Here is a 23,417-nt window from a genome sequence, read left to right as displayed (position 1 = left end):
GAAAGAGCGCAGTTGCCTTGCCGCGGATCATGCGGCAAAACTCAAGTGATTTTTGACAATCAGAGCGATTTTCAAGAATTCCCAAAAGGTCTTTCTGCGGCGATTGGCCCCGCACCCCTTGCCCGAATCCGCAATCAAGGTTTTGTTGAAGTTACCAACAGGGAGCGCTGGTTTTACGCCGCATCGGATCAGCGCCGAGCGAAAAATGGCCGAAAAGGCCTACGCAAAACAGAAGGCGGCCGAGAAAATGGCATGACCGAGATCACGTTTCTTCTGAACGGAGAGACCGTGCGGGTTGCAGCCGATCCGACCCGAACCTTGCTTGACTGGTTGCGGGAGGATCAGGGACTCACAGGAACCAAGGAAGGGTGCAACGAAGGCGATTGCGGCGCGTGCAGCGTTGTCGTCACTGACGAAAAGGGCGTGCGCGCCCGGAACGCCTGCATCCTGTTCCTGCCCCAGTTGCACGGCAAGGCAGTTCGCACCGTCGAAGGCATGGCGGGGCCTGATGGCACCCTCCACCCGGTTCAACAGGCGATGGTGGACCTGCACGGGTCGCAATGCGGCTTCTGCACGCCGGGGTTCATTTCCTCGATGGTGGCGGGTCACATGCAGGGCCGGACAGATCACGACGTGGTTTTGGCCGGCAACCTGTGCCGCTGCACCGGCTATGCCCCGATCATCCGCGCGGCCGAAGCGGCCGAGGCGGAGGATGCCCCGGACTGGTTGAACGATGACGCGGCAGAATTGGAGGTATCGCCCCTGTCCATCGCCCCGGAAACGGTCGATGAACTGGCTGCCTGGTATGCCGATAACCCGGACGCGACCCTGATCGGTGGTGCCACGGATGTTGGCCTTTGGGTCACGAAACAGATGCGCGACCTGCCCAAGGTGGCGTTTCTGAACCGCTGTGCGGACCTGAAAGGGTTTGATCTGTCGGGTGACGTGATCCGCGCCGGCGCGGGTGTGACCATGACCGACATGTATGAAACCATGCAGGTCTATCACCCGTCCTATGCCGACATGATCCGCCGCTATGCCTCGGAACAGGTGCGCAACGCGGCCACGCTTGGCGGCAACATCGCCAACGGGTCGCCGATTGGGGACAACCCGCCGGTACTGATCGCCCTTGGCGCCACCCTGCACCTGCGCAAGGGCAGCACCCGCCGTGATATCCTGCTGGAAGATTTCTTTATCGACTATGGCAAGCAGGACCGCGCGCCCGGCGAATTCGTCGAGGCGGTCAGCTTCCCGAAATCCGCGCCTGCCTTGCGGGTTTACAAGATTTCCAAAAGGTTCGATCAGGACATTTCCGCGGCCCTTGGCGCCTTCAACGTGACCGTCGCGGATGGAAAAGTGACAGATGCCCGGATCGCCTTTGGCGGGATGGCGGGCATTCCCAAGCGGGCCAAGGCGGTCGAAGACGCGCTGATCGGCCAAGATTGGACCGAGGCGACGATCGACGCCGCCCTACCCGCCTTCGCAGCAGATTTCACACCGCTCACGGACATGCGCGCCTCGGCCGATTACCGGCTTGAGGCCGCGCGGAACCTGCTGCGCCGCTATTTCGCGGAACTGTCAGGGCAAGCGACCAATGTGCTGGAGGTGCGGGCATGAGCGTGACGAAACCCCTTCCCCACGACAGCAGCCCGCTGCACGTCACCGGTCAGGCCCGCTATGTGGATGACATCCCGACCCCTGCGAACTGCCTGCATCTGGCGTTCGGCACCTCGTCCATTGCGCGCGGCACCATCACCGCGATGGACTTTGACCCGGTTCGGACGGCCCCCGGTGTCGTCGCGGTTCTGACCGCCGATGACCTGCCCTTTGCCAATGACGTCAGCCCGTCGATCCATGACGAACCGCTGTTGTCGGATGGCACGGTACACTATGTCGGCCAGCCGATTTTTGTGGTCGCGGCGACCAGCCACCATGCGGCCCGCCGCGCGGCAGCAAAGGCGCGGATCACCTATGCCGAAGAGGCGCCGATCCTGACCGTGGATCAGGCGGTCGCGGCAGGCCAGTATTTCGACGACGGCCCGCGCGTTTGGCAAAAAGGCGATACCGACACCGCATTGGCCACGGCCCCACACCGTCTGCAAGGACGGCTGGAAATGGGCGGGCAGGAACATTTCTATCTGGAAAGCCACGCCGCCATGGTCGCGCCGCAAGAAGGCGGCGATGTGGTCGTCTATTCCTCGACCCAGCACCCGACCGAGATTCAGCACAAGGTGGCCGAGGCACTGGGCGTGCCGATGAACGCCGTCCGGGTCGAGGCCCGACGGATGGGCGGCGGCTTTGGTGGTAAGGAAAGCCAGGGCAATGCGCTGGCCTGTGCCTGCGCCGTGGTTGCGGTGAAAACCGGCCGCCCGGTCAAGATGCGCTATGACCGCGACGACGACATGACCATCACTGGCAAGCGGCATGATTTCCGGATCGACTATGACGTGGGCTTTGACGACACGGGCCGAATCAAGGGGATTGATTTTCAGCAATACACCCGCGGCGGCTGGGCGCTGGACCTGACCATCCCAGTCGCAGACCGGGCGATGCTGCATGCCGACAACGCCTATCTTCTGGACCACGCGCGGATCACATCCCACCGGTTGCGGACCAATACCCAATCGGCCACGGCCTATCGCGGGTTCGGCGGACCGCAGGGGATATTCGGGATCGAACGGGTGATGGACCACATCGCCCATACCCTTGGCCTTGATCCCATCGCGGTCCGGCAAACCAACTACTACCACAACATGGGGCCGGTTCGCGCGGGCAAGGTCAGCGGCAACACCACCCCCTATGGGATGGAGGTGCGGGATTTCATCCTTGATGAAATGACCGAGAAACTGCTGGCGGACGCAGACTATGCCGACCGCAAGGCTGCGATTGCCGATTGGAACGCCAGGAACCCGATCCTGAAACGCGGGATCGGCTTTAGCCCGGTGAAATTCGGGATCAGCTTTACCCTCACCCACCTCAATCAGGCCGGGGCGCTGGTGCATGTCTATCAGGACGGGTCGATCCACCTGAACCATGGCGGCACCGAAATGGGACAGGGGCTGTTCCAGAAGGTCGCCCAGGTCGCGGCCAGCCGGTTTGGCGTCGACGTGTCGCTGGTCAAGATCACCGCGACTGACACCGGCAAGGTGCCCAACACCTCGGCCACGGCGGCCTCCAGCGGGTCGGACCTGAACGGGATGGCCGCCAAGGCTGCCTGCGACACGATCCGCGACCGGATGGCCGACTGCCTTGCTGAATTGCATCAATGCCCAGTCGAGCGGGTCCGTTTCGAAGACGGCAAGGTGCGGGTCGGCGACAACGAAATGACCTTCGAACAGGCCGCTGCCACCTGCTACCAGAACCGGGTCAGCCTGTCGGCCACGGGCTTCTACAAGACGCCCGACCTGTCCTGGGACAGGGCCAAGGGACAGGGCCGCCCGTTCTTCTACTTCTCGCATGGCGCGGCTTTGACCGAAGTGGTGATCGACACGCTGACCGGGGAAAACCGCATCCTGCGGACGGATATCATTCACGATGTCGGCCGGTCCCTGAACCCGGCGCTGGACAAGGGGCAGGTCGAAGGGGCTTTCGTGCAGGGCGCGGGCTGGCTCACGACCGAGGAACTGGTCTGGGACGACAAGGGGCGGCTGCGCACCCACGCGCCGTCGACCTACAAGATCCCGGCCTGTTCGGACCGGCCCGAAGTTTTCAACGTCGAACTATGGGACGGCGAAAACCCCGAGGCGACGATCTACCGATCCAAGGCCGTGGGCGAACCGCCGTTCAACCTTGGCATGTCGGCCTTCTTTGCGCTGTCGAATGCGGCGGCGGCCTGTGGCCCGAACTATCCGATGCTGGATGCCCCGGCGACCGCCGAACGTGTCCTGCAAGCGGTCAAGAGGGCACGGGGATGAGCCTGAACCTGGCCATACTGCGGGAGGCGGTTGCCGAACACGGCAGCGTCGTCCGGGTATTGGTCACCGCCGATGCAGGGTCCGCCCCGCGTGGCGCGGGCACCTCCATGCTGGTCTGGGCACACGGCCAAGACGGCACCATCGGCGGCGGAGAGTTGGAATACCGGGCGACCCAAGACGCCCTTGCCATGCTTTCCGCCAAAGACCCAATCCGGCACCGGACCCTGCCGCTTGGCCCATCGCTGGGCCAATGCTGCGGCGGCTCCGTCACGCTGGTCTGGGAACGGTTTGACCAGACCTACCTACCGTCCTCCCTGCCTTTCGCGCGGCCGTTGCCCGGCACGTCCGGTCCAGTCCCTGCATCGGTCGCGCGAAAACTGACCAATCTGCGCCCCGGCTCCCCGCCCGTCGCTCAGGACGGTTGGCTGATCGAGGTGGCCGAGGCTCAGCCGGAAAAGCTCTGGATCTGGGGGGCGGGTCATGTCGGGCGCGAGATCGTCGATATTCTGGCCCCGATGCCGGGTTATGCGATCACTTGGGTCGACACCGGGCAAGACCGGTTCCCAGCCAATGTCGCAGAGTGCGTCACCGCCCTGCCCGCCGCCGATCCTGTCCTGCTGGCCGCCCATGCGCCGCAGGACGCACAGCACATCATCCTGACCTACAGCCACGACCTTGACCTGAAACTCTGCGACGCCCTGCTGCGGCGCGGGTTCGGCAGTTGCGGGGTCATCGGCTCTGCCACCAAATGGGCGCGGTTTCGCAGCCGCCTTGGGGCCTTGGGCCATGCCGCTGCACAGATTTCCCGGATCGCTTGCCCAATCGGCGACCCGGCACTAGGAAAGCACCCCCGCGCCATCGCGCTGGGGGTCGCAACGAGCCTGATGAAACAGGCCGAAACCCATAACAACAGGGGGACCGCAGGCTGTGACAGACACACTGCTTGAACTATCCGGCCTGACCAAGGCCTACCCCGGCGTCGTCGCCAACAGCGATGTCAGTTTTTCGATCAAGAAGGGCGAAGTGCACGCCCTTCTGGGGGAAAACGGGGCCGGGAAATCAACACTGGTGAAAACCATCTACGGGTTGGTCAAACCGGACACGGGGACCATGACGCTGGAAGGGGATTCGTTCCAACCCAGCGAACCACGCGCCGCGCGGGCATCCGGTATTGCCATGGTGTTCCAGCATTTTTCGCTGTTCGACGCGCTGAACGTGGCCGAAAACATCGCCCTTGGGATGGAAAATCCGCCGAAGATGGGCGATCTGGCCCGCCGCATCCGCGAGGTGTCGGAAACCTATGGCCTGCCGCTGGACCCCGACCGGGTCGTCGGCGACCTGTCGGCCGGGGAACGCCAGCGGGTCGAGATCATCCGCTGCCTGCTGCAAGATCCGAAACTTTTGATCATGGACGAACCGACCAGCGTTCTGACCCCGCAAGAGGTTGAAATCCTGTTCGAAACCCTGCGCAAGCTGCGGTCGGAAGGCACCTCGATCCTCTATATCTCGCACAAGCTGGAAGAGATTCGGGCGCTTTGTGAACACGCGACGATCCTGCGTCTGGGCAAGGTCGTGGGCACATGCGACCCACGCGAAACATCGGCCCGCGACATGGCCGAAATGATGGTCGGCGCCACGCTGCATGTCCCCGAAAAGGCCGACAAGGCGCAGGAAGGCGATGTGGTTCTGGCGATCAGCGGCCTGTCGGCCCCGGCCCCTCACCAATTCGGCACCGCGCTGAAGGACATCAGCGTTGAGGTCCGCGCGGGCGAGGTTCTGGGCATCGGCGGTGTCGCCGGCAACGGTCAGGACGAGTTGGTCGCCGCCCTGTCGGGCGAGATGAGGACCAAGCCCGGCATGATCAGCTTCAAGGGCAATTCGGTGGGGCACCTGTCCCCCAATGCCCGCCGCAAGGCTGGTATCTCGGCCGCGCCGGAAGAACGCAACGGCCATGCCGCCGCCCCAGATATGAGCCTCATCGAAAACGCGGTTCTGACAGGCGCGGTCCGGATGGAACTGACCGACGATCGGGGCTTTGTCCGCTGGTCCAAGGCCAAGGACTTCGCTGAAGAGGTGATTGCAACCTTCGATGTGCGAACCCCGGGCAGCCATGTTGCCGCCCGCGCCTTGTCGGGCGGCAACCTGCAGAAATTCGTCATTGGGCGAGAAATCATGCAGCGCCCCGAGGTTCTGATCATCAATCAGCCCACTTGGGGCGTGGACGCGGCCGCGGCCGCCTCGATCCGGCAGGCGATCCTTGACGAGGCCGCCGAAGGCGCGGCGGTGATCGTGATCAGCCAGGATCTGGACGAGCTTATGGAAATCTCGGACCGCTTTGCGGCCCTGAACGAAGGCCGCCTGTCGGCCCCGCGCCCGGCCAAGGGGCTGACGATCAACGAGATCGGCCTGATGCTGGGCGGCGCACACGATATGGAGGTGGCCCATGTTGACGCTTGAGAAACGCCCGCAGCCGTCGCAGGCATGGACCTACCTTGCGCCCCTTGTGGCGGTGGTGGTCACCATGATCGTCGGCGGCGCGGTTTTTGCCATGCTGGGCAAGCCGCCGCTTGAATCGATCCGCACGATTTTCTGGGATCCGCTGTTCGGCGAATTCGCGGCCTTCGACCGGCCCGAACTGGTCAAGAAGGCAGGTCCGCTGATCCTGATTGCATTGGGCCTGTCCTTTGGGTTCCGGGCTGGTATCTGGAATATCGGGGCCGAAGGGCAATACATCATGGGCGCGATTTTCGGCGCCGGTGTTGGCCTTGCCTTCTACCCGATGGAGGCCCGCTGGCTGATCTTCCCGCTGATGATCATCGCGGGCATGGTCGGCGGTATGCTTTGGGCGATGATCCCGGGGCTTTTGAAGGTCAAGTTCAAGACCAATGAAATCCTCGTCTCGCTCATGCTTGTCTATGTCGCGGATTTCATGCTCGACTCCATGTCGTTGGGGCTGTTGCGCAACCCCGAAGGCCACGGGTTCCCGGGCAGCCGCAACCTGCAACAATATGCATCGGCCTATAACGGCGACCTGATCGCGGGGACCGGGCTGCACTGGGGTGTCATCGCGGCGCTCTTCGCGGTGGTCGTGTCCTACATCGCCCTGTCGCGGCATATCTTCGGGTTCAACGTCCGGCTGGCCGGGCAAAGCCCCCGTGCGGCGGCCTTTTCCGGGGTCAATGCAAACCGGCTGGTTCTGGTCTGCATGGGGATCTCGGGCGCGCTCGCCGGGGCCGCCGGCATGTTCGAGGTGGCCGGCCCTTCGGGTCAGATCCTGTCGAGCTTCAACGTGGGCTACGGGTTCACCGCGATCATCGTTGCCTTCCTTGGCCGGTTGCACCCGGTTGGAATCCTGCTGGCGGGGGCGTTGATGGCGCTGACCTATATCGGCGGGGAAACCGCGCAGCTTACGCTCGGCTTGCCCCGGTCGGCGGTGCAGCTGTTCCAGGGGATGCTTCTGTTCTTCCTTCTGGCCGTTGACCTTATGACCAACTACCGCATTCGTCTGACCGCGAAGGAGGCCGCGTAATGGATCTTTCAGCAATCAATCCGATCCTCCTTCTGGCATCGCTCATGGTGGCGGCAACGCCGATCATGCTGGCCGCGATAGGGGAACTTGTCGTCGAACGGGCCGGGGTGCTGAACCTTGGGGTCGAAGGGATGATGATCACCGGGGCCGCCTGCGGCATGATCTTTGCCTATAACACCGGCAATCCGTGGGTCGGCTTCGCGGGCGCGGCGGTGGGCGGAATGGCCCTGTCGTTCCTCTTCGCGATCCTGACCCAGTATTTCCTGTCCAATCAGGTGGCGACCGGGCTTGCTCTTACCCTGTTCGGGCTGGGCCTGTCCGCCCTTCTGGGCCAGAACTATGCCGAGGCGCGCCCCCCCGCCTTTCCAAAGCTGGATATTCCGGTCCTGTCGGATATCCCCGTGCTTGGGCCCATCGTCTTCAACCATGACCCGATGGTCTATGTTGGGCTGATCCTTGTCGCAGCGGTCTGGGCCTTCCTGAAATACAGCCGCGCCGGGCTGGTCCTGCGGGCCGTGGGGGAAAACCACGAAGCGGCCCATGCGCTGGGCTATCACGTGATCCGCATCCGTATCCTTGCCATCCTGTTCGGCGGGGCCTGCGCCGGGCTGGGCGGGGCCTATATCAGCCTTGTCCGGGTGCCGCAGTGGACCGAAGGGATGACCGCCGGTGCGGGTTGGATCGCGCTGGCCATTGTTGTCTTTGCGGGCTGGAAGCCGGTCCGGCTGCTGCTGGGTGCCTATCTTTTCGGCGGTGTCACGGTTCTTCAGTTGAACCTTCAGGCGGCAGGGCTTGCGATTCCCGTCGAATACCTCTCAATGTCGCCTTACATCGCGACGATCCTTGTGCTTGTCATCCTGTCCGCCGGCCGCGCGCCCGGATCGCTTGGCAAGACATTCCACGCCTCTCGCTGAGGCATCGACCCGCCCCGCGCCCGGCTGCCGGGACGGGGCAACAATGACGGGGCGGGAAACGCCCCACCAACTGGGAGACTGAAAAGTGAAAAGAAGAACACTGCTTGCAACTGGCACCACCGCCGCCATGGCCGCCGTTCTGGGTGCGCCGCTGCGCGCGCAGGAACCGCTGAAGGTCGGCTTTGTCTACGTGGGCCCGATCAACGATGGCGGCTGGACCCAGCACCACCACCATTCGGCCAAGGAAATGGAAGAACACTTCGGCGGCGCTGTCGAATTGCTCTATCAGGAATCGGTGCCGGAAGGCCCGGACGCCGAACGCGTGATGACCCAGATGGTCCGTCAGGGCTGCAAACTGATCTTCACGACCTCCTTCGGCTACATGGACCCGACGATCAACGTCGCCGCCCGTTTCCCCGATGTGAAGTTTGAACACGCGACCGGCTACAAGACCGCCGAAAACGTGTCGGCCTATTCCGCCCGCTTCTACGAAGGCCGCGCCATTCAGGGCACCCTTGCCGGCCGCATGACCAAGTCGAACAAGGTGGGCTACATCGGGTCGGTTCCGATCCCGGAAGTCGTGCGCGGCATCAACTCGGCCTTCATCCACGCCCGCAAGGTGAACCCGGATGTGGAATTCAAGATCGTCTGGATCTTCGAATGGCTGAACCCCGCCAAGGAAGCGGACGCCGCCAAGGTCCTGATCGAACAGGGCTGCGACGTGATCCTGCAGCACACCGACTCCACCGCGCCGCATGCCGCCGCGAAAGAGGCCGGGAACGTCTACACCTTCGGTCAGGCCGCCGACATGGCCGAGTTTGGCCCGATGCCGCGCATCTCGTCGATCATCGACAACTGGGCGCCCTACTACATCGAACGCACGCAGGCTGTGCTGGATGGCACCTGGACCAGCGTCAACACCTGGGACGGCATCGGCGCGGGCATGGTTGGCATCGGCGAAATCTCCTCGGCCGTGCCGGAGGAATACAAGGCCGAAGCCGAAGCGATGCGCGACGCAATCGCGGCGGGCGAGTATCACCCGTTCACCGGCCCGATCAACAAGCAGGACGGCAGCCCATGGCTGGCCGAAGGCGAAGTGGCGGATGACGGCACGCTTGCCGGTCTGAGCTTCTACGTTGAAGGGATCGAAGGCGATATTCCGTCCTGATCCATTGCACCTGACACGGAAGGCCCGCCAACTGGCGGGCCTTTTTCGTTGCAGGGTCAGGCGAGGGCCGGTCGCGCAGCCTGCGCCCGCCGCCGCCGAAACCGGGCAATCAGCAACTCGGCGATCCCGATATTGATCCCCCAGGCCAGGATGAAGATGGCATCGGACACCAGCGGGGCAGGTTCTTCGATCCCAAGGATCATCAGGGGAATGAAGAAGAACACCACGGTCGAAGACCCCATCCCGACGGCATAGGCGCGGATCATCCAGACCATATGCCTGTCCCGGTCCCGCCCACGAATGGCCCGAACCGCGATCCATAGCGCCGCCAACACGACGACCGCCGCCAAGAGCCGTGCCCCATCCAGTAAGGGCGTAGCCGTTTCCGGGTAAGACCACAACAGGCGGAAGGCGGACAGTGACAGGACCGCCCCGGCCAGGACGAATATTCGTCCCATCACCCGGTGCCGCCGCCCGTAGCGCCCCGAAATGACCGCCCCGAATTGCAGCGGCCCGATGATACCAAACGTCGCACCCGCCGCCGCGTGAAGGTAGTGCGAAACCGGGGTCGTGGTCAGGTGCTGGGCGATGTCGGGCAAGGTTCCCGTTGGGATTTGGACCATGCGCACAAGCGCCGCGATGATCGGGACAGCGGTGAGAAAGAACAGAAGTGCAGGCACAGCTCGGCTGGCCGGAAAAAGCCGGGTCATTGGATTGCTCCTTTGTAAAGGTGTGGTTTGGGGGGCCTCAGCGGCCCTATTTGGGGTCGCCGTCGAACTGGAAGACCTCTTCCAGTGGTCTTCCGAAAACGGCCGCAATCTGGAACGCCAGTTCAAGCGTCGGGGAATACTTTGCGTTTTCGATGGCGATGATCGTCTGTCGGGTGACGCCGACGCGTTCGGCCAGCGCCTTTTGCGTCATCTCGTCTGCTTCGAACCGAAGCTTGCGAATGGAATTGCTGATACGAAGTTTCGCCATGTCAGAGCCATGCCCGATAGCGGGCCATGCGTGCAAGGTTTCCGGTCAGATCACCCAGCGCGAAGCCCGCGAGGATCAGGCTGAGCGCGGCGACGGCCGTCCATCCGAAAGCCAGCCCGACAAGCGCCGCGATGAAACCGGCACTGGCCACGACCATCGTGACCCGCATCCCGTAGATGCTGATCTGGTGATCCCTCTCGTCGCTGATCAGCTCGGGCTTTGGGTTGTTCGTGGCGATCGAATAGAGGATTTCGAACAGGATGGTTCCGACGATGGTTGCACCGATCGAGACCGGGATCATCCAAAGCACGGTCTTCGCCCAGACGGCCAGACCATCGGCTGCATCAAAGGCGCCGGTTTCATGCAGGGCCCAAAGTCGGGACCCAAAGACGAAGATGATCCCGAGGTTGATCAGGATCGCGATCAGGGTGTTGCGTTCTGTATGTGTCATGGCGGTTCTCTCGGCATCATGGTGTCAAAAATCTTTTACCTGATGTATGCCTGACGATACTGCGTGTAAAGTATTTTTTACACATTCGCATTAACAGTATGAAATTCCAACGTAATTCTTGGTTTTCATCTTTCGCTGAATTGGCCCGAATGCGATGGTCGCCCCCGAATCCGGGGCTGGAGGTGTGCCATGTTCGACTTCATCGTGATCGGCGGGGGAATCGCCGGGGCCTCGGTCGGCGCCCGCCTGTCCGCGCTGGGATCGGTCATCCTGCTCGAGGCGGAAGACGCGCTGGCCTACCACACGTCGGGCCGGTCGGCGGCGCTGTACGAGCCGAACTACGGCAGCCCGGCGATCCGCGCCCTGACCGCCGCCAGCCGGGATTTTTATACCGCGCCGGATGCCGGATACCTGTCGCCGCGCGGGTTGTTGCTGGTTGCCGGACCCGAGGAGCAGGCCGCCTTTGACGCTGACGTTGCCAGCATGCGGCTTGAGCCTGTGTCGATGGACGACGCATTGGGCATGGTGCCTATCCTGAACCCTGAACGGGTGACCTTCGCAGCGCATAATCCCGGTGCATGGGACATTGATACGGACAAGGTCGTGCAGGATTTCGCCCGGATCATCCGTCAGTCCGGCGAGGTCCGGCAGGGGTTCCGGGTCTGTGCCATTGGCAAGACCGCGACGGGCTGGGCTGTATCCTCTGGTGCCGAGACCGTCGAGGGCCGGACCCTAGTGAACGCCGCCGGAGCATGGGCCGATCAGGTTGCCGCCCTTGCCAATGTCCCGCCCATCGGCCTGACCCCCTACCGCCGGTCCATGGCCCGCATTGCCGCGCCCGAAGGGCAGGACGTATCCCGTTGGCCCATGCTCTTTGGCGTGGGCGAGACTTGGTATGCCAAGCCCGACGCCGGGGCGCTGATCGTCTCTCCGGCCGAGGAAGACCCGACCGAACCGCATGACGCATGGGCCGGTGACATGACCCTTGCCGAAGGGCTGGCCCGGTACGAGGATCACGTCACCGCCCCCGTCACCCGGATGCTGTCCAACTGGGCCGGGCTGCGCAGTTTCGTGGCCGACCGAAACATGGTGCTTGGCCCGGACCCGGCGGACCGATCCTTTGTCTGGTGTGCGGCGCAGGGCGGATACGGGTTTCAATCCGCACCGGGCTACAGTCAGTTCGTGGCTGATATTGTCGCGGGAACGTCCCCCGCAATTGGCGCAGACCTGGCCTCGGCCCTGTTGCCTGACAGGCTGCGTTAGGATCGGATTCCATTCGCCCCTTACCAGACAAAAAGAAAGGGCGGCCGATTGGCCGCCCTTTCCGTTTCTCAGCCGTCCTTGCGGATGACTTCGTTCTTCGGGTCGTAGGGGCTGTCGCAGGTCACGACGGCGTCCCAAAGCTGGTCCAGGATCTTGACCTTCAGCTTGGTGCCTTCCACGGCCAGTTCGGGTTTGACATAGCCCATCCCGATGGACTTCTCGAAGGCCACGGAATAGCCGCCCGAGGTCAGGCGACCAACACGGGTGCCGTCCTCGGCATAGAGCGCCTCGCGGCCCCACGGATCAGCATCGGCCGGACCGTCGATCAGCAGGGTGCAGCACTTGGACCGGACGCCGGTTTCCACCAACTTATCCTTGCCGTGGAATTCCTTTTCCAGATCGACAAAGCGCGGCAGGTCGGCTTCCAGCGGGGTCGCGTCACGGCCCAGTTCGTTGCCGAAGGCGCGGTAGGACTTTTCCTGACGCAGCCAGTTCTGGGCGCGGGCACCAACCAGCTTCATCCCGTGCTTTTCCCCGGCCTTTTCCAAGAGATCGAACAGGTAGTTCTGCATCTCGATCGGGTGGTGAAGTTCCCAGCCCAGTTCACCGGTATAGGCCACGCGGATCGCGTTGACCGGGCACATGCCCAGCTCGATCTTGCGGGCCGACAGCCACGGGAACCGCTTGTTCGACAGGGCAGTTTCCGGATCCGCGTCGTTGATCACCTCTTTCAGCACATCGCGGGATTTCGGCCCGGCGATGGCGAAGACGCCCCATTGGGTCGTCACATCCTGAATTTCGATGTAGCCGAACTCGTCCATCTTGTCCTCGGCGGCCTTGCGCAGGAAGTCGGCGTCGTATTCGGTCCAGGCCCCGGCAGACACGAGGTAGTAGTTGTTCTCGCCGTTACGGACGATGGTGTATTCGGTCCGGGTGGTGCCGTTCGAAGTCAGCGCATAGGTCAGGTTGATCCGGCCGACCTTGGGCAGCTTGTTACAGGTGAACCAGTCAAGGAACTGGGTTGCACCGGGGCCTTTGACGACATGCTTGGAGAAGGCCGTCGCGTCGATCAGGCCAACACCGTTGCGGATCGCCTTGGCCTCTTCGACGGCATATTGCCACCAGCCGCCGCGACGGAAGGACCGGCTGTCGTGGTCGAAGGTTTCAGGTGCATCCAGCGGGCCGTAGTAGTTCGGGCGTTCCCAGCCGTTGACGAAACCAAACTGCGCGCCGCGGGCCTTCTGCCGGTCATAGGCCGGGGCGGTCCGCAGCGGGCGGCAGGCTTCGCGTTCTTCATCCGGGTGGTGCAGGATGTAGACGTGTTCGTAGCATTCTTCGTTCTTGCGGGCCGCGAATTCGGTGGTCATCCAGTTGGACGAATACCGCTTGGGGTCGAGGCTCGCCATGTCGATTTCGGCCTCGCCGTCGACCATCATCTGGGCAAGGTAGTAGCCGGTGCCGCCTGCGGCGGTGATCCCGAAGGAAAAGCCTTCGGCCAGCCACATGTTGCGCAGGCCCGGCGCCGGGCCGACCAGCGGGTTGCCATCGGGGGTGTAGCAGATCGGGCCGTTGAAGTCGTCCTTCAGGCCGCTATCGGCACAGGACGGCACACGTTCGGCCATCGCCATGTATTGATCCGCGATCCGGTCCAGATCCAGCGGGAACAGGTCGGCGCGGAAGCTGTCCGGCACGCCATGTTCGAACCGGGCCGGGGCACCGTGTTCGTAGATGCCAAGGATCCAGCCGCCGCGTTCCTCGCGGGCGTAGGATTCATTGTCGGCGTCACGCACGACGGGGTGTTCGGGGTTGCCCGCCTCGCGCCATTTGACCAGTTCGGGGTCCTTGTCCATGACGATGAAGGTGTGTTCCACCGGGATCGCGGGCATCTTGATGCCCAGAAGCTTGGCGGTGCGCTGCGCGTGGTTGCCCGACGCGGTAACGACGTGCTCGGCCGTGATGACGACCTTTTCGTCCGTCTCGACCAGGTTGCCGCCCTTTTCCGCCATGACGGTGCAGGTGACTTCCCAATGGGTGCCGTTCCAGTGGAAGGCATCGGCCTGCATCTTGCGGACAATCTCGACCCCGCGCTGGCGGGCGCCCTTTGCCATCGCCTGCGTCACGTCGGCGGGGTTAATATAGCCGTCTTCGGTGTGATAGATCGCGCCCTTCAGGTCGTCGGTCTTGATCAGGGGCCAGCGTTCCTTGATCTGGTCCGGGGTCAGCCATTCGTATTTCACGTCACAGGTTTCGGCGGTGGACGCATACAGCATGTATTCGTCCATACGTTCCTGCGTCTGGGCCATGCGCAGGTTGCCGACCACGGCGAAACCGGCGTTCAGCCCGGTCTCTTCCTCAAGTGTCTTGTAGAAATCGACCGAGTATTTGTGGATGTGGGTGGTCGCATAGGACATGTTGAACAGCGGCAGCAGGCCAGCCGCGTGCCAGGTCGAGCCGGAGGTCAGCTCGTCCCGTTCGATCAGCATGACATCGTCCCAGCCGGCCTTGGCCAGATGGTAGGCGATCGAGGTGCCAACGGCACCGCCGCCGACGACAAGAGCTTTGACTTGAGTTTTCATTGGCCGACTCCATAGGGCAGAATTGCGGGCAATTTGTCGGAAACCATTCCCTTGCGTGGGAACCAGCCGACATATGGAAGACTGAATGCGACAGCGCCTGTTGTGAAGCCCCGCGCGGCACCGTATCAAAAGGGCAAACGAGGGACGGATCATGTACATCTGCCGCACCATCAACGACATACGCCAGACCGTCTGGTCTTTCAGGGACGCGGGTGAAACTGTTGGGCTTGTCACCACGATGGGCGCGCTTCACGCCGGACATATGTCGCTGGTCGCCGAGGCGGCGGGCGTTCACGACCGGGTCGTCGCCACGATCTTTGTGAACCCAACCCAGTTCGGAAACCCAAAGGATCTGGAAACCTATCCCCGGACCGAGGCGGACGATCTGGCCAAGCTGGAAGCGGCGGGCGTCGATGCGGTGTTCATCCCCACCGTCGAGGAAATGTATCCCGACGGAGATGAGACCATCGTTGAGACCACCCGGCTGGCCAATATGCTGCATGGGATGGTGCGCCCCGGCCATTTCCGGGGGGTCGCGACGGTCGTGACCAAGCTGTTCAACATCGTGCAGGCCGATGCCGCCTATTTCGGGGAAAAGGATTATCAGCAATTGCAGGTGATCCGCCGTATGGTGCGCGACCTGCATTTGCCGATCCACATTGTCGGCGTTGCCACAGTTCGCGAACCCGACGGGCTTGCCATGTCATCCCGCAATACCCGTCTGACCCCCGAGGATCGCGCGGCGGCTGTCTGCCTGAACCATGCGCTGACCGACGCCGAAGCGGTCGCCGCGGGTGGCGGCACCGTCGAGGATATGGCCGAGGCGATCCGCGCCCGGATCAACGCCGAGCCCCGCGCGCGACTGAAGGCGGTGGACATCGCCAAGGCCCTGAGCCTTGACCCCGCCACCGGCCCGCTGACCGGCCCGGTCGGCATCATGATTTCCGCCGAATTCGGCCCCGAGGACAACGCAGTCCTTCTGATTGACCAAAGGGAGATCGCCCCATGAGCGCCCAGAACGAACAGGTCCGCCGCACGACCGTGCCGCAAATCCGTAGCCGCAAGGGGGGCGAACCGATCGTCTCGCTCACTTCCTATCACGCCCATACGGCGGCGCTGGTCGACAAATACGCGGATTTCATCCTTGTCGGCGACAGTCTGGGTATGGTCATGCACGGGATGGAAAGCACCGTCGGCGTGCCGCTTGACCTGATGATCATGCACGGCAAAGCGGTGGTGCGCGGCACGAAAAAGGCGCTGATCGTCGTCGACATGCCCTTTGGCACTTACGAGGAAAGCCCCAACATGGCCTTCCGCAACGCCGCCAAGATCATGAAGGAAACCCAGTGCCAGGCGGTCAAGCTGGAAGGCGGGGCACGTATGGCCGAAACGATCCGCTTTCTGGTCGAACGCGGAATTCCGGTGATGGCCCATATCGGCCTGACGCCGCAATCGGTGAACACCATGGGCGGGTTCAAGGTGCAGGGCCGCGACGAAGCGGCGTGGCAGGTGCACATCAACGATGCCAAGGCCGTGGCCGAAGCGGGCGCCTTTGCGGTCGTGGTCGAGGGGGTTGTCGAAGAACTCGCCGACCGGATCACCGAAGCGGTCGATATCCCGACCATCGGCATCGGCGCCTCGGCAAATTGCGACGGGCAGATTCTCGTGCTTGAGGATATGCTCGGCCTGAATCCATGGACCCCGAAGTTCGTCAAGGTCTACGGCCAACTTGGCCCGATGATCGAAGAGGCCGTGAAGACCTACGCCGAAGAGGTCCGCGACCGCAGCTTCCCCGGCAAGGATCAGGTCTACAGGTAGTCTGGTTGCGCCCCCGCCCGACATGCTGACAGCAGGCTGTCAGCAGCCCCCCTTGAACCGGAACAAAATAGGCACAATTGTAGCGGCTCAGCCCCGGAGAGTCGTTCATGCACAACAACCGCCCCGATCAGATGCCAATGATGCACCGCGCGCCCGAACAGCGCGAGAAGCTGGAAGGCGGCAAGCGGTTCGTCATGCAGACCGAATTTCAGCCCGCGGGCGACCAGCCGACCGCGATTGCGGAATTGTCGACCGGGGTCCGCGACGGCGAACGCGATCAGGTGCTTCTGGGCGCCACCGGCACCGGCAAGACCTACACCATGGCCAAGGTGATCGAGGAAACCCAGCGCCCGGCCATCATCCTTGCCCCGAACAAGACGCTCGCCGCCCAGCTGTATGGTGAATTCAAGGGGTTCTTCCCGGACAACGCGGTCGAATATTTCGTCAGCTACTACGACTACTACCAGCCCGAAGCCTATGTGCCCCGGTCGGACACCTATATCGAGAAGGAATCCCAGATCAACGAACAGATCGACCGGATGCGCCACTCGGCCACGCGGGCGCTTCTGGAACGGGATGACGTGATCATCGTGGCCTCTGTGTCCTGCATCTACGGGATCGGGTCCGTCGAAACCTATTCCGCGATGACCCAGGACCTGCACGTCGGCAAGATGTATGACCAGCGGCAGGTCATGGCCGACCTTGTGGCCCAGCAATACCGGCGCAACGACGCGGCCTTTCAACGAGGCAGCTTTCGGGTGCGCGGCGACAGCCTCGAGGTCTGGCCAGCCCACCTTGAAGATCGGGCCTGGAAACTGTCGTTCTTCGGGGAAGAACTTGAAACCATTACCGAATTCGACCCGTTGACCGGGCAGCGCACGGATACGTTCGAGAAAATCCGCATCTACGCCAGTTCTCACTACGTCACCCCGCGCCCGACCATGCAGCAGGCGATCAAGGGGATTAAGGAAGAACTCGCTGTCCGGCTGAAGCAGTTACAGGACGAGGGCAAGCTGCTGGAAGCGCAGCGCCTCGAACAGCGCACCAATTTCGACCTTGAGATGCTGGAGGCAACCGGTGTCTGCAACGGGATCGAGAACTACTCCCGCTACCTGACGGGCCGCGCGCCGGGCGAACCGCCCCCGACGCTGTTCGAATTCATCCCCGACAACGCCATCGTTTTCGCCGATGAATCCCACGTCAGCGTCCCTCAGATCGGCGGCATGTACCGGGGCGACTACCGGCGGAAATTCACGCTGGCCGAACACGGGTTCCGCCTGCCGTCCTGCATGGACAACCGCCCCCTGAAGTTCGAGGAGTGGGACGCCATGCGCCCGCAATCCGTCTTCGTTTCCGCCACTCCGGCGGCTTGGGAGTTGGAGCAGACCGGCGGCGTTTTCACCGAACAGGTTATCCGGCCCACCGGCCTTCTGGACCCGAAGGTGGAAATCCGCCCTGTCGAAATGCAGGTCGATGATCTTCTGGACGAGGTGCGCAAGGTCAGCGCCGCGGGCTTCCGCACCCTTGTCACCACCCTGACCAAGCGCATGGCCGAGGACCTGACCGAATACATGCACGAACAGGGCATCCGCGTCCGTTATATGCACTCGGACATCGACACGATCGAACGAATCGAAATCCTGCGCGACCTGCGGCTGGGCGCCTTCGACGTGCTGGTGGGCATCAACCTGCTGCGCGAGGGGCTGGATATCCCCGAATGCGGGCTGGTGGCCATTCTGGACGCGGATAAGGAAGGGTTCCTGCGGTCCGAGACATCGCTGGTCCAGACCATCGGCCGGGCGGCGCGAAACGCCGAAGGGCGCGTCATCATGTATGCCGACCGGATCACTGGCAGCATGGAACGGGCCATGCGCGAAACCGACCGGCGCCGCGCCAAGCAGATCGCCTATAACGAGGAACACGGGATCACGCCGGCCACCGTCAAAAAGAACGTCGAGGACGTTCTGGCGGGCCTTTACAAGGGCGACGTAGACATGAACCGGGTCACCGCCAAGGTCGACAAACCCCTGCACGGCGCCAACCTGGAGGCGGTTCTGGACGGGCTGCGGACCGACATGCGCAAGGCCGCCGAGAACCTGGAATTTGAAGAGGCCGCCCGCCTGCGCGACGAGATCAAACGGCTGGAAACCGTGGACCTCGTGGTGTCCGACGACCCGCTGGCGCGGCAATACGCGGTGGAAAAAGCCGTGGAAGACGGGAAGAAGGCCGCCGGACGGTCAACAGCGGGACGGCCGGGGCAGAGGGGCGGAGTGAAGCGGCGGGGGAGGTAATCTTGGATCAAGACGATGAAGTATTGAGGGACTATTATTGGCTCGGACTTTTGAACCGCGCCGAGGAGTATCTTGCCGCCGCCGCGACGCTTCGAAAGGCAAATCCCTCAGCGGATAAACTGCCTGAGCCTGTCTATTTCCTCTATTTTCACGCAATCGAGCTGCTCCTCAAAGCAGGCTTGGCCGCAAACGGTCTTTCAGCGAGACAGATCAAAGACCAAGCGCACAACCTCGTCGCTCTGCAAACTAAGCTGGAAAAGTTTGGTATCAACTTTTCCGATGCCGAACGCGAACTGATTGCCTCTATCAAACAAGAAAGAGGGCAAACGGCGACGCGATACTATCCGGACGCGGAAGCGGGCAACTGGATAACCAGGCCCAAAGCAAGGCATCTTCATCAGGTCAGCACCACAATGTTTGGCCGATTGGCCCGTAGCGCTTTCAAAGCGACCCATACATCAATGCCTGCACATTATGCCGGGGCCTTAGAGCGTTTGACTGAAGAATAACCCCGCCCGGCGCGCCAGCGTCGGGCACGCGTCCGCCCGCCCCACGGCGGGCGCGTTCCGCGCCCACCCGGGCGGACGCTTGGTGCCATAGTGGAAAATCTCGCCTAGGAAATATCCAGCTTCAGGTCCTTCCCGACCACCCGGCCCCGGATCATTTGCCTGCCTCGTTCGGCCTCGGGGAAGTCATCCCACCAGTCGCGGAACCGGTCATTGCTGACCACCGGGGCCCTCAGCCGCCGGGCATCGGACAGGATGAACGGGTCGGCAGGGGTGCCCTTCTGGGCAACCCTGACCTGTTGCGCCCGGACACCCAGCTGCCGGGCCAGCGGGATTGGCCCCATGTATCGGTCCGCCAGCTTGTAACCAGCATTGGCATCGAACCAGATCAGCGGATGAAACCCGGCCTGTCGCAACTGCGCCACCACGCGGCGCACGGTCCGGATGTCGGCCACGTCCTGATCCCAATACATGACATTGGACCCGTCCACGACGATCCAGCGGCGGCGCAGGCGCCGACGCAGAAAGAACAGCCCAAGCAGGCCCAGCGCGGCCAGGGCCGCAAACAGAATGGGATAAGTCATGCAGGCTTGCTAGGGGCAAGCCCACACAACCTCAAGCGGAATTACGCCCCCGGCACCACGGTGAGCCCCAGCATCCGCCAGACCTGCATGCCGCCCCGGTAGTAGAACAGTTTCTCTGCCGGGTAGCCCGCCTCGATCATCCGCCGCGCGGCGGTGGGCGACTGGCCGCACCACGGGCCATTGCAGAACAGGGCCACCTGCGGCACGTCCTCGGGACATTCGAAGCCTTCGAAATCGACGATGCAGCCCAATTCGCCCAGCCGGTCGGCGGCCTCGGTATAGGGCACGGAAATCGCGCCGGGGATCGTGCCGGCCTCATACTCCGGGCGGATGCGCCCATCCATCACCACGGCGTCCGGGTCTTGCAGGAAGCCGATCATTTCCAGCTCGCCAATGGTCGTGACCCCTTCGGCGGGCGACATCGGCTGGATGCAGAAATTCGGACAGGGGCGCGAGGTCAGCGCCCAGTCCCCCTCTAGCGCGTTGGTGTTGTCCTGCACCCGCCCGATTTCGACCGGGCCGGATGGGGTTTCGATCGTGACCGACATGACATCCGGCGTGATCCCCACGGGCTCGGCCAGCGCGGGGCCCGCGCCCGCGATCAACAGGGACAGAAGGATTTTCTTCATGGGTATACTCCGGCGACTTCGTACATGACGGGTTCGAAACTTTTGCACAGGTCGTTGATGTGGCGGTTACGTTCACGCATCTCCGGGCTGCGCAGCATCGCCTTGAAATCGTCGCGGGTTTCCCACTGCGAATAATTAGCGATCCGGGTCTGGGCGTCGTTCACATGCAGGCCCGCCGCGATGAACCCCGGCTGCTTGCTGATGAAGGCCGCATAGGCATCCTGCAACGCCTCGAGCAGATCCTCGCAGGTGCCCGGCGTGGTTTCAAAGGTGGTCAGAACGGTCTGGCACCCGGCGTCCTTGCTGATGGTCGGCATGGGTCTCCTCCTTTGGCTGGTGACCCCAGCCTAGCACATCCCTAGCGGATGACATGCACCGAACAGTTTGCATGGCGCACAACCCGCGATGCAGTGGACCCAAGGAAGTAATCCGCCAACCCGGGCTTGTGCGAGGCCATCACGATCAGGTCGACCCCGTTGTCTTCGGCCCAGTCGAGGATGGTGCGCCCGGAATGGCCGCTGACCACGACGCCTTTTGCCCCGGCGATGCCGGCGGCTATCTTGTCCAGATCCGCCTGGATCGCTTCCAGCAGTCCCGCGCGATAGTCGTCGGGCATGTAATTGATCGCATAGGTCGGGATCTCCTCGACCACATGCAACAGCGTCACCTTCGATCCGCCCTCTGCCAGCGCCTTTGCGACAGAAAGAGCAGGGTCCGCGGAATGGCCTTCGTCAAACGCGACGGGAACGAGAATATGTTCGTACATACGATGTTCCTTTCTATTGCTATGGCACTATCCTGCCCTACCCGGCACCTCCGGGCCTTGATCCACATCAGTCTTTGCAGGCCGATTGCGGAATCCTCTGCCGGACTGCTTGACACAACCGGCCGTGCGGGCCAAATAGCCAGCGATGGGGCCGTAGCTCAGTTGGGAGAGCGCGTCGTTCGCAATGACGAGGTCGTCGGTTCGATCCCGATCGGCTCCACCAAATTCCCAAAATGTCTGAATGTGTCCGCCCCTGCGGCGGGCCATGGCCGGGTGTGGTAGGCCCGGAGGGACTTGAACCCCCAACCAAGGCGTTATGAGCGCCCTGCTCTAACCAATTGAGCTACAGGCCCGACCTGCCGCAGTCAGTAGCAGACAGGTCGGTCTGGTCAAGCGGGTTGGGCGTCAGACCATCATCTCTTTGGTGGCCGACAGGGTCACATCGGGATAGTCCCGGCCGACCCGGTCGATGTCCCATTGCAAGCGGGTCAGAAAGACCACGTCACCGTCGTTGTCGGACGCCATGTGCTGCTTGTTCGCGGCGGCGAATTTCTCCACCGCCATCTTGTCCCCCAGCACCCAGCGGGCCGAGGTGAACTGGGACGGCTCGAACCGGACCGGCAGGCCGTATTCCATCTCGATCCGGCTGGCGAGCACTTCGAACTGAAGCGCGCCGACAACGCCCACGATGAACCCCGACCCGATGGAGGGTTTGAACACCTTGGCCGCGCCTTCCTCGGCGAATTGCATCAGCGCCTTTTCAAGGTGCTTGGCTTTCATCGGGTCGCCCGCCCGACAGGTTTGCAGCAGTTCCGGCGCGAAGGACGGGATACCGGTGGCCCGAAGGTTTTCGCCTTCGGTCAGCGTATCCCCGATCCGCAGTTGCCCGTGGTTCGGGATGCCGATGATATCCCCGGCCCAGGCCTCTTCCGCCAACTCCCGGTCGGCGGCAAGGAACAGGACCGGGTTGGTGACGGCCATCGGCTTCTTGGACCGGACATGAAGCAGCTTCATCCCGCGGGTGAAATGCCCCGACGCAAGTCGGACAAAGGCAACGCGGTCCCGGTGTTTCGGGTCCATGTTGGCCTGCACCTTGAACACAAAGCCCACGACCTTGGGTTCCTCCGGTGCGATCTGCCGGGGCGAGGCCGCCTGCGGCTGCGGTTCGGGGCCATAGGCGCCGATCCCTTCCATCAATTCCTTGACCCCGAAAGAGTTGATCGCCGAGCCGAACCAGATCGGGGTCATCGTCCCCTCGGCCACGGCCTGCCGGTCCAGCGCGGGCAACAACTCCCGCGCCATTTCGACCTCTTCGATCAGTTTTTCCAGAAGGGCCGCCGGGACGTGTTCGGCAAGACGCGGATCGTCCAGCCCCTTGATCTCGATCGATTCCGCGACGCGGTTTCTATCGGCCCGGTCCATCAGTTCCAGCCGGTCGTTCAACAGGTCGTAGCACCCCAGGAAATCGCGCCCGACCCCGATGGGCCAGCTGGCCGGGGTCACGTCGATCGCCAGCATCTCCTGAATCTCGTCGATGATTTCGAACGTATCGCGGCTTTCCCGGTCCATCTTGTTACAGAAGGTCAGGATTGGCAGGTCGCGCAGTCGGCAAACCTCGAACAGCTTCTGGGTCTGGCTTTCGACGCCCTTGGCCCCGTCGATCACCATCACGGCGGCGTCGACCGCCGTCAGCGTCCGGTAGGTATCTTCGGAAAAGTCAGAGTGGCCGGGCGTGTCGACAAGATTGAACCGGAAGGTTCGGTAATCAAAGGACATGGCCGAGGCCGAAACGGAAATCCCCCGGTCCTGTTCCATCTTCATGAAGTCCGACCGGGTGCGCCGCGCCTCGCCCTTGGCCCGCACCTGACCGGCCATCTGGATCGCCCCGCCGAAAAGCAGGAACTTTTCCGTCAGGGTCGTTTTCCCGGCGTCGGGGTGCGAGATGATCGCAAAGGTCCGGCGGCGGGCGATTTCGGGCGGGAGAGCGGGGCGATTTGTCATGCGCGCGCTATATCCGGGCATGGATCAAA

22 protein-coding genes and 2 tRNA genes are annotated in these 23,417 nt (G+C 62.9%); 14 read left to right on the top strand and 10 right to left on the bottom strand.

Annotated features, from left to right (window positions below; translation table 11 throughout):
• Nucleotides 1–52: 52 nt before the first annotated feature.
• The 8 genes from U3648_RS02375 (at nt 53) to U3648_RS02340 (ending at nt 9,525) form a co-directional block, all read left to right on the top strand.
• Nucleotides 53–256, top strand: coding sequence for a hypothetical protein (locus U3648_RS02375; RefSeq protein ID WP_420857630.1), 204 nt, complete (start codon nt 53–55; stop codon nt 254–256).
• The gene (gene xdhA / locus U3648_RS02370) at nt 253–1,617 is read left to right on the top strand and encodes a xanthine dehydrogenase small subunit (RefSeq protein ID WP_420857629.1); all 1,365 of its coding nucleotides are present in this window, start codon (nt 253–255) and stop codon (nt 1,615–1,617) included. The genes U3648_RS02375 and xdhA overlap by 4 nt, the downstream gene beginning before the upstream one ends.
• A complete protein-coding gene (gene xdhB / locus U3648_RS02365) occupies nt 1,614–3,914 on the top strand; it encodes a xanthine dehydrogenase molybdopterin binding subunit (protein ID WP_420857628.1) in 2,301 nt (766 codons plus the stop codon). Before xdhA ends, xdhB begins: the two co-directional genes overlap by 4 nt.
• Nucleotides 3,911–4,861 (top strand): xanthine dehydrogenase accessory protein XdhC, encoded by a 951-nt coding sequence (xdhC, locus tag U3648_RS02360; RefSeq protein WP_420857627.1) that lies wholly within the window; start codon nt 3,911–3,913, stop codon nt 4,859–4,861. Before xdhB ends, xdhC begins: the two co-directional genes overlap by 4 nt.
• Nucleotides 4,842–6,371: an ABC transporter ATP-binding protein gene (locus U3648_RS02355; protein WP_420857626.1), complete on the top strand. Its 1,530-nt coding sequence runs from the start codon at nt 4,842–4,844 to the stop codon at nt 6,369–6,371. Before xdhC ends, U3648_RS02355 begins: the two co-directional genes overlap by 20 nt.
• A complete protein-coding gene (locus U3648_RS02350; RefSeq protein ID WP_420857625.1) occupies nt 6,358–7,443 on the top strand; it encodes an ABC transporter permease in 1,086 nt (361 codons plus the stop codon). Before U3648_RS02355 ends, U3648_RS02350 begins: the two co-directional genes overlap by 14 nt.
• Entirely contained in the window at nt 7,443–8,357 is a 915-nt protein-coding gene (locus tag U3648_RS02345) for an ABC transporter permease (RefSeq protein ID WP_420857624.1), read from the top strand. Before U3648_RS02350 ends, U3648_RS02345 begins: the two co-directional genes overlap by 1 nt.
• Before the next feature lie 85 nt (nt 8,358–8,442).
• On the top strand, nt 8,443–9,525 hold the full coding sequence (locus U3648_RS02340) for a BMP family ABC transporter substrate-binding protein (RefSeq protein ID WP_420857623.1): 1,083 nt from the start codon (nt 8,443–8,445) through the stop codon (nt 9,523–9,525).
• 56 nt (nt 9,526–9,581) lie between these two features.
• Here the strand turns inward: U3648_RS02340 and U3648_RS02335 are convergent, their stop codons facing one another.
• From U3648_RS02335 to U3648_RS02325, 3 genes are read right to left on the bottom strand one after another with little or no spacing between them, the layout of a single operon-like run.
• Nucleotides 9,582–10,235, bottom strand: coding sequence for a DUF2306 domain-containing protein (locus U3648_RS02335; protein ID WP_420857622.1), 654 nt, complete (start codon nt 10,233–10,235; stop codon nt 9,582–9,584).
• 46 nt (nt 10,236–10,281) lie between these two features.
• Entirely contained in the window at nt 10,282–10,503 is a 222-nt protein-coding gene (locus U3648_RS02330; RefSeq protein WP_420857621.1) for a helix-turn-helix transcriptional regulator, read from the bottom strand.
• A gap of 1 nt (nt 10,504) precedes the next feature.
• Nucleotides 10,505–10,954, bottom strand: a complete 450-nt coding sequence (locus U3648_RS02325) for a hypothetical protein (protein ID WP_420857620.1) — start codon at nt 10,952–10,954, stop codon at nt 10,505–10,507.
• A 189-nt stretch (nt 10,955–11,143) separates the two neighbouring features.
• On the opposite strand from U3648_RS02325, the gene U3648_RS02320 reads away from it, so the two are divergent.
• The gene (locus U3648_RS02320) at nt 11,144–12,217 is read left to right on the top strand and encodes an NAD(P)/FAD-dependent oxidoreductase (RefSeq protein WP_420857619.1); all 1,074 of its coding nucleotides are present in this window, start codon (nt 11,144–11,146) and stop codon (nt 12,215–12,217) included.
• A gap of 68 nt (nt 12,218–12,285) precedes the next feature.
• On the opposite strand, the gene U3648_RS02315 is transcribed toward U3648_RS02320, so the two are convergent.
• Nucleotides 12,286–14,793: a GcvT family protein gene (locus U3648_RS02315; protein ID WP_420857618.1), complete on the bottom strand. Its 2,508-nt coding sequence runs from the start codon at nt 14,791–14,793 to the stop codon at nt 12,286–12,288.
• 151 nt (nt 14,794–14,944) lie between these two features.
• On the opposite strand from U3648_RS02315, the gene panC reads away from it, so the two are divergent.
• The 4 genes from panC (at nt 14,945) to U3648_RS02295 (ending at nt 19,411) form a co-directional block, all read left to right on the top strand.
• Nucleotides 14,945–15,802, top strand: a complete 858-nt coding sequence (gene panC / locus U3648_RS02310; protein WP_420857617.1) for a pantoate--beta-alanine ligase — start codon at nt 14,945–14,947, stop codon at nt 15,800–15,802.
• Nucleotides 15,799–16,611: a 3-methyl-2-oxobutanoate hydroxymethyltransferase gene (panB, locus tag U3648_RS02305; protein ID WP_420857616.1), complete on the top strand. Its 813-nt coding sequence runs from the start codon at nt 15,799–15,801 to the stop codon at nt 16,609–16,611. Before panC ends, panB begins: the two co-directional genes overlap by 4 nt.
• A gap of 107 nt (nt 16,612–16,718) precedes the next feature.
• Nucleotides 16,719–18,902, top strand: coding sequence for an excinuclease ABC subunit UvrB (gene uvrB, locus U3648_RS02300; RefSeq protein WP_420857615.1), 2,184 nt, complete (start codon nt 16,719–16,721; stop codon nt 18,900–18,902).
• 2 nt (nt 18,903–18,904) lie between these two features.
• Complete coding sequence (locus tag U3648_RS02295; protein WP_420857614.1) at nt 18,905–19,411, top strand: hypothetical protein; 507 nt, start codon at nt 18,905–18,907, stop codon at nt 19,409–19,411.
• Nucleotides 19,412–19,515: 104 nt separating this feature from the next.
• On the opposite strand, the gene U3648_RS02290 is transcribed toward U3648_RS02295, so the two are convergent.
• The 4 genes from U3648_RS02290 to U3648_RS02275 are packed head-to-tail and all read right to left on the bottom strand — an operon-like array spanning nt 19,516 to nt 21,387.
• A complete protein-coding gene (locus tag U3648_RS02290) occupies nt 19,516–19,992 on the bottom strand; it encodes an NYN domain-containing protein (RefSeq protein ID WP_420857613.1) in 477 nt (158 codons plus the stop codon).
• 41 nt (nt 19,993–20,033) lie between these two features.
• Nucleotides 20,034–20,621, bottom strand: a complete 588-nt coding sequence (locus tag U3648_RS02285; RefSeq protein WP_420857612.1) for a rhodanese-like domain-containing protein — start codon at nt 20,619–20,621, stop codon at nt 20,034–20,036.
• The gene (locus tag U3648_RS02280; protein ID WP_420857611.1) at nt 20,618–20,938 is read right to left on the bottom strand and encodes an antibiotic biosynthesis monooxygenase family protein; all 321 of its coding nucleotides are present in this window, start codon (nt 20,936–20,938) and stop codon (nt 20,618–20,620) included. Before U3648_RS02280 ends, U3648_RS02285 begins: the two co-directional genes overlap by 4 nt.
• A gap of 41 nt (nt 20,939–20,979) precedes the next feature.
• Nucleotides 20,980–21,387: a universal stress protein gene (locus U3648_RS02275; RefSeq protein WP_420857610.1), complete on the bottom strand. Its 408-nt coding sequence runs from the start codon at nt 21,385–21,387 to the stop codon at nt 20,980–20,982.
• 147 nt (nt 21,388–21,534) lie between these two features.
• Here U3648_RS02275 and U3648_RS02270 point away from each other — a divergent pair.
• Nucleotides 21,535–21,610, top strand: a tRNA-Ala gene (locus U3648_RS02270).
• 53 nt (nt 21,611–21,663) lie between these two features.
• On the opposite strand, the gene U3648_RS02265 is transcribed toward U3648_RS02270, so the two are convergent.
• Together U3648_RS02265 and U3648_RS02260 are read right to left on the bottom strand one after the other, a co-directional pair.
• Nucleotides 21,664–21,740 (bottom strand) — tRNA-Ile (locus tag U3648_RS02265).
• 52 nt (nt 21,741–21,792) lie between these two features.
• Nucleotides 21,793–23,388 (bottom strand): peptide chain release factor 3, encoded by a 1,596-nt coding sequence (locus U3648_RS02260; protein ID WP_420857609.1) that lies wholly within the window; start codon nt 23,386–23,388, stop codon nt 21,793–21,795.
• Nucleotides 23,389–23,417: the final 29 nt, after the last annotated feature.

This window comes from Marivivens marinus (genome assembly GCF_035969385.1).
Classification (GTDB): Bacteria; Pseudomonadota; Alphaproteobacteria; order Rhodobacterales; family Rhodobacteraceae; genus SELP01.
Note: the sequence above shows the minus strand (reverse complement) of the source record. Positions and strands in the feature narration are given on the sequence as shown.